Origin of the sequence: Corynebacterium suranareeae (genome assembly GCF_002355155.1) — a bacterium.
GTDB classification, from domain to species: Bacteria; Actinomycetota; Actinomycetes; order Mycobacteriales; family Mycobacteriaceae; genus Corynebacterium; species Corynebacterium suranareeae.
Genome location: NZ_AP017369.1, coordinates 3527220 through 3537507 on the forward strand (window position 1 = coordinate 3527220; position 10288 = coordinate 3537507).

The 10288-nt window shown below is 51.9% G+C and carries 12 protein-coding genes; 4 read left to right on the forward strand and 8 right to left on the reverse strand.

From position 1 onward, the window contains the following. Nucleotides 1-22 precede the first annotated feature (22 nt). From N24_RS16115 to N24_RS16130, 4 genes are all read left to right on the forward strand, one after another. On the forward strand, nt 23-613 hold the full coding sequence (locus tag N24_RS16115; RefSeq protein WP_096459460.1) for a sigma-70 family RNA polymerase sigma factor: 591 nt from the start codon (nt 23-25) through the stop codon (nt 611-613). A 141-nt stretch (nt 614-754) separates the two neighbouring features. Then, on the forward strand, nt 755-1708 hold the full coding sequence (gene trxB, locus N24_RS16120) for a thioredoxin-disulfide reductase (protein WP_096460368.1): 954 nt from the start codon (nt 755-757) through the stop codon (nt 1706-1708). An 89-nt stretch (nt 1709-1797) separates the two neighbouring features. Continuing rightward, nucleotides 1798-2121 carry a thioredoxin gene (gene trxA / locus N24_RS16125; RefSeq protein ID WP_096459463.1) on the forward strand — a complete coding sequence of 108 codons (324 nt, stop codon included), beginning with the start codon at nt 1798-1800 and terminating at the stop codon, nt 2119-2121. Between the two features lie 105 nt (nt 2122-2226). Continuing rightward, nucleotides 2227-3417 carry an N-acetylmuramoyl-L-alanine amidase gene (locus N24_RS16130; protein ID WP_197702414.1) on the forward strand — a complete coding sequence of 397 codons (1191 nt, stop codon included), beginning with the start codon at nt 2227-2229 and terminating at the stop codon, nt 3415-3417. Between the two features lie 504 nt (nt 3418-3921). On the opposite strand, the gene N24_RS16135 is transcribed toward N24_RS16130, so the two are convergent. The 8 genes from N24_RS16135 to rpmH form a co-directional block, all read right to left on the reverse strand. After that, nucleotides 3922-4551 (reverse strand): hypothetical protein, encoded by a 630-nt coding sequence (locus tag N24_RS16135; protein WP_096459469.1) that lies wholly within the window; start codon nt 4549-4551, stop codon nt 3922-3924. A gap of 15 nt (nt 4552-4566) precedes the next feature. Continuing rightward, nucleotides 4567-5694, reverse strand: coding sequence for a ParB/RepB/Spo0J family partition protein (locus N24_RS16140; RefSeq protein ID WP_096459472.1), 1128 nt, complete (start codon nt 5692-5694; stop codon nt 4567-4569). Nucleotides 5695-5753: 59 nt separating this feature from the next. Beyond that, nucleotides 5754-6677, reverse strand: coding sequence for a ParA family protein (locus tag N24_RS16145; RefSeq protein WP_096459475.1), 924 nt, complete (start codon nt 6675-6677; stop codon nt 5754-5756). 105 nt (nt 6678-6782) lie between these two features. Continuing rightward, nucleotides 6783-7412, reverse strand: a complete 630-nt coding sequence (gene rsmG, locus N24_RS16150; RefSeq protein WP_096459478.1) for a 16S rRNA (guanine(527)-N(7))-methyltransferase RsmG — start codon at nt 7410-7412, stop codon at nt 6783-6785. 174 nt (nt 7413-7586) lie between these two features. After that, nucleotides 7587-8540, reverse strand: a complete 954-nt coding sequence (gene yidC / locus N24_RS16155; protein ID WP_096459481.1) for a membrane protein insertase YidC — start codon at nt 8538-8540, stop codon at nt 7587-7589. A gap of 54 nt (nt 8541-8594) precedes the next feature. Beyond that, nucleotides 8595-8894, reverse strand: coding sequence for a membrane protein insertion efficiency factor YidD (gene yidD / locus N24_RS16160; protein ID WP_096459484.1), 300 nt, complete (start codon nt 8892-8894; stop codon nt 8595-8597). Further along, nucleotides 8875-9273 carry a ribonuclease P protein component gene (gene rnpA / locus N24_RS16165; RefSeq protein ID WP_096459487.1) on the reverse strand — a complete coding sequence of 133 codons (399 nt, stop codon included), beginning with the start codon at nt 9271-9273 and terminating at the stop codon, nt 8875-8877. The genes yidD and rnpA overlap by 20 nt, the downstream gene beginning before the upstream one ends. Nucleotides 9274-9309: 36 nt before the next feature. Beyond that, nucleotides 9310-9453, reverse strand: a complete 144-nt coding sequence (gene rpmH / locus N24_RS16170) for a 50S ribosomal protein L34 (protein WP_003855320.1) — start codon at nt 9451-9453, stop codon at nt 9310-9312. Between the last annotated feature and the right edge of the window lie 835 nt (nt 9454-10288).

A 10288-nucleotide genomic window follows, 5' to 3' on the forward strand; every position in this document is an offset into this window, starting at 1 on the left:
TGCACTACACCGGGGGATTTTTATGACACTGCTGTCAAGGCAAAAAGAAGTAAGTGAGATCAGTGATGCTCAACTAGTCAAACGTTTCATCTCCGGCGATGCACGTGCATTCTCCACCATCGTTGATCGCCATGAACGCCACATGTTAAAAGCAGCTAAAAGATACAGCCGCAAACCAGAAGACGCCCAAGACATCCTCCAAGAAGCTCTTTTTAGAGCAAGCCGGAATATGCATCTTTATCGGGCAGAAGCATCACTTGGAACCTGGCTTCACACATTAGTCCTGAATAGCGGCTTTGATTGGGCCACCCACCGCTGCCAAGTAGAGTTCCCCGTCCTACATGAGCCCGTTATTGATTTGGACAAAGATCCACGCATTGCCGTAGATCCCTTGGGCTACCTCGATGTTGCCATGACGATTAGAAAAGCCATTGATCAACTCCACCCTGATCAAAGGATCGCCATCATCTTGGTGGACCTTGGTGGCTACACCGTAGAAGATGTGGCCGAAATCGAAGGAGTGAAAGTAGGCACCGTTAAATCACGCCGAGGGCGCGCACGTAAAGCACTGCGCGCCCTTTTGCATGCGGATTTCTTCGGCCCTGAAGACTAACCCATAACTGCGGTGACTGCCGGTTAGAAAGTAACTGGAACTTTTTCGGCAGTGTCTGACGTTGAAAACGAAGAGTTCACAACTAGGGTGAATGGTGCACATGAAGCTGCACTTTTAACGTTAACTACTTTGAGGGAAACAATGTCTGAAGAACAATCCGCCGTAGCACCAAAGATTCATGATGTCGCGATCATCGGTTCCGGCCCAGCTGGCTACACCGCAGCGGTATATGCAGCCCGCGCCGATCTCAACCCCATCATGTTCGAGGGCTATGAATACGGCGGATCTTTGATGACCACCACGGATGTGGAAAACTTCCCAGGCTTTGAAAAAGGCATCCTGGGCCCAGAACTCATGGAAAACATGCGCGCACAGGCCGAGCGTTTCGGCACCGACATGCACATGGAGTTGGTTGATCGCGTTGACCTCACCGGAGACATCAAAAAGCTGTGGGTTGGCGATGATGAATACCACGCACGCGCTGTCATTTTGTCCATGGGTTCTGCACCTCGCTACTTAGGTGTCAAGGGCGAGCAGGAACTTCTTGGCCGTGGTGTATCTGCATGTGCAACCTGCGACGGTTTCTTCTTCCGCGATCAAGATATCGCTGTTATCGGTGGTGGCGATTCCGCCATGGAAGAAGCCACCTTCCTCACCAAGTTCGCCCGCAGTGTCACTATCGTGCACCGCCGCGAAGAGTTCCGTGCCAGCGCCATCATGCTGGAGCGTGCGCAGCAAAACGAGAAGATCCGCTTTGTCACCAACAAGACCGTGGAAGAAGTCATTGAAACCGACGGCAAAGTCAGCGGCTTGAAGCTCAATGACACCGTCACCGGCGAAGACTCTGTACTCGATGTCACCGCGATGTTCGTTGCCATTGGCCACGACCCACGTTCGGAAATCCTCAAGGGCCAAGTTGAGGTAGATCCTGCCAACTACGTTTTAGTTCAGGAACCTTCCACCCGCACCAACCTCAGCGGCGTCTTCGCTGCAGGCGACCTGGTGGATAGCCACTACCAGCAGGCCATCACCGCAGCAGGATCCGGTTGCCGCGCAGCTATCGACGCAGAGCATTACCTAGCTTCTCTGGCCTAATTCACAGTTAGCCTTTATTCAAACCATGTACCAATGAATGTCGGGATTTCTTTTGAAGTCCCGTCATTTATTAATTTAGGAGAAAATTCATGAGCAACGTTGTTGCAGTAACTGAGCAAACCTTCAAGTCCACCGTCATCGATTCCGACAAACCAGTCATCGTTGATTTCTGGGCAGAGTGGTGCGGACCGTGCAAGAAGCTCAGCCCCATCATTGAAGAAATCGCCGGCGAATATGGCGACAAGGCAGTTGTCGCTAGCGTTGATGTCGATGCAGAGCGTACCTTGGGCGCAATGTTCCAGATCATGTCCATCCCATCTGTGCTCATTTTCAAAAATGGTGAGAAAGTTGAAGAATTTGTCGGCTTACGCCCCAAGGGTGAAATTGTGGAAAAGCTAGAAAAGCACCTCTAACTGGTATTCTTACTGCAGTTACTTGGATGAACTTTATCCATTGTGAATTTTCCCCAAACACCCCCAAATTTCGGGGTTTTGAAGATGAATAACGGAAGGAGCAGGGTGTCTAAAGTCCTGAGAGTTGGCGATCGCAGCCCGCGCGTAGCTGAAGTGCGCACTACGCTCGCTCGCCTCGGCGTGATTGAAGGCTATTCCCGGGAAATGTCCGCCAAGACAGAATCCCAGAAGTTCCACGAAGAAGAGACGCTTTTCGACGAAGAACTCAGCCTCAGCATTAAATCATTCCAGCAAGCTCGAGGTGTCGTACCTTCCGGGCTTATCGACGACCTCACCCTGCGCGTAATCCGCGAAGCCTCCTACACTCTCGGAACACGTGTCCTGGCCTACCAGCCGGGCAACCAACTTGTTGGCGACGACGTCGTAGAGATCCAATCACACCTCCAAGAGCTGGGTTTCTACGCTGATCGCGTGGACGGTCACTTCGGCGAGTTAACGCACAAAGCCGTGATGAACTACCAGCTGAATTACGGCATGCAAGCAGATGGCATCTGCGGCCCAGACACCATCCGTGCACTGTCCCGGTTAGGTCTACGCATCAAGGGTGGATCAGCTCAAGCCATCCGTGAACGCGAACGCATGCGCAACGCAGGACCGCGCCTTGCCGGTAAACGTGTGGTGATTGATCCAGCACTCGGCGGCCCCAACAAGGGACAGATCGTCAAAGGCCCTTACGGTGACATCTCTGAGGAAGAAATTCTTTGGGATCTAGCCACCCGCCTCGAAGGTCGCATGATCGCAGCAGGAATGGAAACCATCCTGTCACGCCCTCACATGGATGATCCCAGCAGTCGCGACCGGGCCTCCATCGCCAATGCTTTCAGCGCCGACCTCATGTTAAGCCTGCACTGTGATTCCTACCCGAATGACAAAGCCAACGGTGTGGCCAGTTTCTACTTCGGTTCAGAAAACGGCACCAACTCACTCACCGGTGAAACACTGTCGGCATATATCCAAAAGGAAATCGTCGCCCGCACCCCCTTAAACAACTGTGGCAGCCACGCCCGAACATGGGAAATGCTGCGTCTGACCCGCATGCCGATGGTGGAAATTGTCACCGGCTACCTCACCAACCCCGATGATGTCGCCGTGCTTACCGACCCTAAAATGCGTGATCGCATCGCCGAAGCCATCGTGGTCGCCGTCAAGCGTCTCTACCTTCTCGATGAGGAAGCCCAACCCAAGACCGGCACCTTCAAATTCGACGAGCTTCTACGTTCCGAGCAAACCGGTTAACCAGAACGCCATCGTAGGTTACTGAGAGCATCTGATTACTCCGACCAAACATAGATGACAAGATTTTCGATTTTCACGAATCTTTGTCATCCCTGTCCGGTTTGAGGCGAGATAAACCAAACATATGTGTCAAGATTTTGAGTTTTCTGGTTTTCTTGGCACCCATGTTTGGCCTGGCGTGGGTGGTCGAAATTTTGGCGGCTAACCTCCCGAAATGCGAGGCTCCAGAATCGTTTCTGACGGCTTTTCAAGGCCCTACCTACACCAAGGATCATCGCAGATTTTGGACGCCTTAAAAACGCTCTAAGTGTGCCGCCAACTTAAGGGCGATTTCTTAAGTTCGATACCGCACTTCCGATACCTCACGCTCAATTTCTTAATACCGATTTCAGTGCGATTTCCACTTAAAACCGACTGGTATTGAATGTGCGAAATTGAGGATAAGGAATTGGAAACGCGAAATCGAAGTTAAGGTATCGAAGTTAAGGTAGGGGACGGCCTTGGTTAGTAGGCTCCCATTTCCGCCAGTAGCCGTTGGGCATCCTTCGCGGTTAAAAGCACCGTTGCAGGTGGCAGTTCCATCCGCAGACGGGGCAATACGGGATGGTCGGCGACGATTTCAAAACCTGCAGATTGCAAAGCGTCAACATCAATAAGGCCGATGTCTAAACGTTTTGCCACGATCTCATCTGTTTCAGAATTAGCTGTGCTGTCGGTGCGATAGCCAAAGGCCTCGACGGCTGGATAATCGAGGCGGATTAGTTCCATGAGGGAGGCGTCGAGAAGCGCCGATTCCATGCCCGTGCCCCGGAAAACCTCGTCGATGAACAGACTGCTGATGATCGCGGCGTCAGAGGATATCGGTGCCGTAGGCAGCGCTTTCGCACCTGGGGCGGCATCGCGGTCGCAGAAAATAACTGACGCCAGCGCCGGAGTCCCGTTGCGGTAACCAATGTTAAAACCGCAGGATTGGGACTCCAACAAAGTGGTGGACAGCCACGCTTCCTTCTCAAACACCGGATCCGCCTTCATGGCAACCTCCGGGGCAAGCTCCCAAAACACCGACTTACGAGCCTGCGGGTGCAGGAAATCTAGGTGTTCCTGCACGATGGGGAAAAGTGAAGCCTGCAGCATGGCACCAAACCCAGATTAACGACCCTGGATCAAGGACATAATGCGCTCGAAATCATCCTTGTCGCCGAATTCCACCACGAGCTTACCCTTCTTCTTACCCATCATCACAGAAACCTTGGTGTCCAAATTATCCGCCAAAGATTCCGCTGCACGAGTAAACACCTCAGGAGTTTCAGCCTTTTCGCGGGGCTTTTTCTCCTCTGGCTGATCGCCACGGTTGTGCAGCAGCACCAATTCCTCCGTAGCACGCACGGATAGGCCTTCAGCGATAATGCGCGTAGCCAGGCTATCTTGAGCTTCTTCACCAGCTTTAAGGCCCAGCAATGCTCTTGCATGGCCGGCTGACAACACTCCAGCCGCCACCTTGGTCTGCACATTCACTGGAAGACCAAGCAAACGAATCATATTGGTGATCACCGGACGGGAACGGCCCAACTTATCGGCCAACTCTGCTTGGGTCACACCAAATTCTTCTAGCAGCTGCTGATACGCAGCGGCTTCTTCCAAAGGATTCAGCTGCACCCTGTGGATGTTTTCCAGCAGGGCGTCGCGCAGCATCGCGCCATCTTCGGTCTCTCTGACAATTGCCGGAATGACCTCAAGGCCAGCACGCTTGGATGCACGCCAACGACGTTCACCCATGATGAGCTCAAAGCCCTCATCGGCTCTGCGCACCACGATTGGCTGCATGAGACCGAACTCAGTAATTGAGTGCACCAACTCATCCAGCGCCTGTGGATCAAACTCATGGCGAGGCTGCTGTGGATTAGGGCGAATCTGCTCAACGGGAATCTCTTGGTAGGAGGCGCCGAAATCAGTTGTCTGTGCTGGTTCTTTAGTGACCTCCGGGGTAGTGACCTCCGGGGTAGTGGCCTTGTCAGCGCTCTTGTCTACCTCAGTGGCAGCAGGCTTAGCTTCTTGTTTAGGCGCCTGGCGTTCTGGAGCAGCTGGCTTAGGTGGCACACTGGTCTTCGTTGAGATGTTGCGAGCACCAACCGTGCCGCCAAGAATAATATCAGCCGCACCGCCGCCAAGACCTGGGGAATTACTTGGTCCTGAGGGAATAAGTGCGGCCAGACCGCGCCCCAGACCGCCCTTACGCTTTTCCGTCTGGGACTTGTCGGAACCCTTGTTCTGAGCCATCGCTCTTAGACGCACCTTTCGTACAGCACAACAATTAACGTATTCAAAGAAGTTTACTGCTATTTAGCAGGTTTTAGGCCGATCGGACCGGATTCTTCACTAGGTAAGAAATCCCCACGAGTGGCAAGCTCTTTTGCAGCATCCAAATAAGCCATCGCACCCCGAGAGCCCGGATCATATTCAATAACAGTCTGGCCATAGCCTGGAGCCTCAGAGACCTTGACGGAACGTGGGATTTTGTTCTTCAACACCACGTCACCAAAGTGATCGTTGACCTCGGTGGCTACCTGTTCTGCCAAGTTGGTACGGGCATCGTACATGGTTAACAAAATGGCAGAAATATGCAGCTGGCGGTTAAGGTGCTGGCGCAACATGGTGATGTTGTTGAGCAGCTGACCCACACCTTCCAGTGCGTAGTATTCACACTGAATAGGGATCAACACTTCATTCACGGCGGTCATCGCATTGATGGTCAACAGACCCAACGATGGTGGGCAGTCAATGATCATGTAATCAAAATCGTGCTTGTCAATGAACTCACGGCCCAAGGCATCTGCCAAGCGGTACTCGCGGCGCACCAAACTGACCAACTCAATTTCTGCACCAGCAAGATCTAACGTTGCAGGAATGCAGAATAGGTTTTCATGTGCCGTGGACGGCTGCATGGCTTCTTCTGCGGTGCATTCACCGATCAACAGTTCATAAGACGATAAGGTGCCAGAACGGTGCTCAACGCCCAAAGCTGTCGACGCATTTCCCTGTGGATCCAAATCCACAACCAAAACTTTCAGCCCATGAATTGCCAAAGACGCAGCCAAATTCACCGTCGACGTGGTCTTACCAACGCCACCTTTTTGGTTCGCGATAGTAATCAGACGTGGTTCTTGAGGTTTCGGCAACGTCAGGGAATTGGGTGTCATCACCTGAGCTGCGCGACGCGCTGCCGCAGCAATTGGTGTGTCTTCCCAAGTAGTGTCTTCCATCGACGTCAACCATCCCTATCTTTCTGTGCATAAGAAGTGCTCATACACACGCCATCGATTCCACATTAGTGCTTAATGCTGTACCCATTCCACCACAGTGGAAGGTTACTTTTCTCTACGGATTGAAATAAGTGTCGTGGGCTCAGCCAGCAGCTTTTCACCCACTGTATAAACCTTAATATCGGCGCCACCAGCCTTGCGGATCTGCTGGGCATCACGCTCAATTTCTTCCTCCACGCTGGAGCCTTTCATAGCCACCATGCGTCCACCAATCTTCACCAACGGTAAAGACCAGGCGGCAAGTTTGCCCAACGGTGCCACAGCACGAGAGGTCACAACATCAACCTGCCCGACCTGCTTGCGCACAACTTTTTCCTCAGCGCGACCACGAATGACAGTTACATTATCTAGTTGCAGAGCCTCTTTGACCTCATTGAGATACACCGAACGCTTCAGCAACGGCTCAATGAGTGTGATGGAAAGATCTGGACGTGCAATAGCAAGAGGAATACCAGGTAGTCCTGCACCAGAACCAATATCTGCGACTGAAATACCTTCATCCATGGCTTCGCCAATGACACCGCAGTTAAGAATATGGCGATCCCACAGACGCGGAACTTCACGTGGGCCAATGAATCCACGAACAGATCCATCAGTTGCCAGAGACTCATGATATGCAATGGCTTTCTCGAGGTTGTCCCCGAAAATTTCAGCGGCTGCTGGTGGCGTAGTCATGAAAAAAGTCCCCTTCGGACACGTAATTAAAGCGGTACAACACTTAACTATAACGACTCAACGCGCAATGCTTGAGTGTTGGCTGCCGAATGGTGGTTTTTAGCGTCGAAAAGCAATAAAAAACCGCCACCCCGTAGGTGCGCGGGATAGCGGTTGTTGGTGAAAGAAGGCGTTTTACTTCTTCCGCTTTTTTGTGTTTTGCGGCTTGACGCCAGGCTTTGGAGCGGTGGTGCGCTTTGCTGCGCGCTTTGCTTCCTCCTCGGCTTCTTCTTCGGCATCCATCTTGCTGAAAATGTAGCGCTGCTGGAAGAAGGTCCACACGTTGTTCGACATCATGTACACAAGCAAACCGATGGTCCAGATAAAGCCGGTGAACAAAATGGTAGCTGGCATGAACCACAGCATCATCTTGTTCATCATCTGCATCTGCATAGCCATCTGATCGCTTGACGCTGCCTGCTGCTTGCCAGCTGCCTTGCGGGCTTCCTGACGGTTGACAGACAAACGCGCGTTCATGTGGGTTGCTACAACAATGATCAAAATCATTGGGGCTGCAACAAGTGCGATGTTAAGGCGGGAGACATCCAGACCTAAGAAAGCGTCGAATGCATCAGCTGGCATGGTGATGTAGGACGACAGCGGTGCACCGAAAAGATCAGCGCGCAGGAAGGACTGAACCTCATCAACACCGAAGATGTAGTTAGCGGTGTTGGCGTTTTCTTCCACCGTCATGCCCAGCTGGCCGACACCTTCACCGGTACGGTTGAAGGAACGCAGCACGTGGAACAGGCCCAGGAACACCGGGATCTGCACCAGCATTGGCAAACAGCCGGCAATGGGGTTAACGCCCACTTCCTTTTGGAGTTTGCGAGTCTCCTCCATCATCTTCTGCTGGTCATTTTTGTACTTCTCGCGAATGGCCTGCATTTTTGGAGCCATGTCTTGCATTTTGCGCTGGGAACGCATCGTGTTGACCATTGGCTTGACCAAGACTATACGCACGGTGAAGGTCAAGAACATGATCGACAAGGCCCAGGTGATTCCGGAGTCTGGGCTCAACACAAAGCTAAACGCTTTGTGCCAGAACCACAGAATGGCCGAAATTGGCCAATAAATAAAATTGAGCACTGTGAGTCGAAACTCCTTGGGATTAATTGGGACTATGTACTTTTATCAGGATTTCTAGGTCACTGTTTCAGTGAACCAAAATCCATGGTTTGGCACCGGGTCGAATCCTCCAGGATGCCAGGGCCCACATTTGGACAACCGTGCAGCGGAGAGAATAGTTCCCTTAAAAGCCCCATGAACTGAGACTGCTTTCAATGCATAGGTGCTGCAGACTGGATCAAAACGACAGGTGGAACCCATCTTAAGACCCGAAAGATACTTTTGGTAGAAGCGCACAGCTGAAGCTGCCAACTTCGCCGGAATACTTTTCGGTTCTGGGATATCGAGCGGATCGTCACTTGTTGGTGCGCACACGGCGTGCTTTCCCCAGACCGTAACGGATATCTTTTTCAAGCTCCGCTGACGTTGCTTCCCCTGATCCTGCTAATGCGCGGATCACCACATGATGAGTGGGGGAAAGTAGCTCTGGTGATTTTTCTGCAATGCTTGCACAGATATGACGAAGCCGTCGGGAGGTGCGGTGGCGAACCACCGCATTTCCGACGGCCTTAGAAACGATAAGGCCGAACCGTGGACCACCGAATGAGGCAACTTCGCCTTGTTCGGTGCCATCCAACGATTCGGCACTATCCCACAAGTGCACAACAACAGTTTTGCTTCCAGCGCGACGCCCTTTCCTCATCACCATGCGAAATTGTTGGGAAGAGTTAAGTTTATGTTGCGCTGGAAGCACTGTTGCTTACACCTTTTAAAGTGGTGACGCTAAAAATTACGCGGTCAGCTTTGCGCGACCCTTGCGACGACGAGCCGCAACAATTGCACGACCTGCACGGGTACGCATACGAAGACGGAAGCCGTGAACACGTGCACGACGACGGTTGTTCGGCTGGAACGTCCGCTTGCCCTTTGCCATGTTAAACACTCCTAAATATTTTGTTGTCGGATCACCGGACACACCGGTGCGACGGACGGTGTGCGCGAAAATTTTCGCGCCAGCCCGATGCCGGGGGAACGGATCACCCAACGTTGGATGATTTTTTTGAGATTGCAGATTCGTGGTTGAAGCCGCAGCAACGCTTTATGGAAAGTGCTGCTCTCAAGCACATTCGTTGCGACTGGAGGCTTTGGGATAAACATCCGGGAGTCACACGATGCGACAGACTCGTTCAGCTTACGGGAAAACGACCAGCGAAAACAAATTTGCCCATTGGCAATTCGGCGGGGGCACCCGTAATTACAAAGCTGGCATTAAGCACTGGTTAGAGGGCATATCGCCCGTCCAAACGCTTTTCGACGCCACCCTCCGGCGAACTTACATTTCGCAAGATTCCACAGGGGTTGGACATGGGGATTGAACTGCGGGTAACAATGAAAATTACACACAGCATCAACAGCCTGTGAAAAGTTCCACCTGTGGATAACATTTAAAGCCCGCCTTTAGATCAATAAAAGGCCTTGAATATCCGCAGGTAAGAGCAATTTTAGGGTTGATGCACATTTTCCACAGGCAATGCACTATCCTGTGGATAAACGTTTTTGGGAAAAGTTATCCACAGCTGTGGACAACATTGTGGAAACAATGGTTATGGGCATTTTTCGATGTGAATGAGGCTGTAGAAACATCGAAAAGGCTCACGTGGATAACAAGCGGATTTTCACCCCGCTCTTTGAGCACCTCCGCCACCTACCATCCGCAGCTGAATTAAATTATTTTTCGATAGTTTCGCCATAAGGAGATACCTAAAATA

Bases quoted from the DNA above. Each gene is read 5' to 3' on its own strand.
- N24_RS16115 (WP_096459460.1), top strand. From the start codon at position 23: ATGACACTGCTGTCAAGGCAAAAAGAAGTAAGTGAGATCAGTGATGCT.
- trxB (WP_096460368.1), top strand. From the start codon at position 755: ATGTCTGAAGAACAATCCGCCGTAGCACCAAAGATTCATGATGTCGCG.
- trxA (WP_096459463.1), top strand. From the start codon at position 1,798: ATGAGCAACGTTGTTGCAGTAACTGAGCAAACCTTCAAGTCCACCGTC.
- N24_RS16135 (WP_096459469.1), bottom strand. From the start codon at position 4,551: ATGCTGCAGGCTTCACTTTTCCCCATCGTGCAGGAACACCTAGATTTC.
- N24_RS16140 (WP_096459472.1), bottom strand. From the start codon at position 5,694: ATGGCTCAGAACAAGGGTTCCGACAAGTCCCAGACGGAAAAGCGTAAG.
- N24_RS16145 (WP_096459475.1), bottom strand. From the start codon at position 6,677: ATGGAAGACACTACTTGGGAAGACACACCAATTGCTGCGGCAGCGCGT.
- rsmG (WP_096459478.1), bottom strand. From the start codon at position 7,412: ATGACTACGCCACCAGCAGCCGCTGAAATTTTCGGGGACAACCTCGAG.
- rpmH (WP_003855320.1), bottom strand. From the start codon at position 9,453: ATGGCAAAGGGCAAGCGGACGTTCCAGCCGAACAACCGTCGTCGTGCA.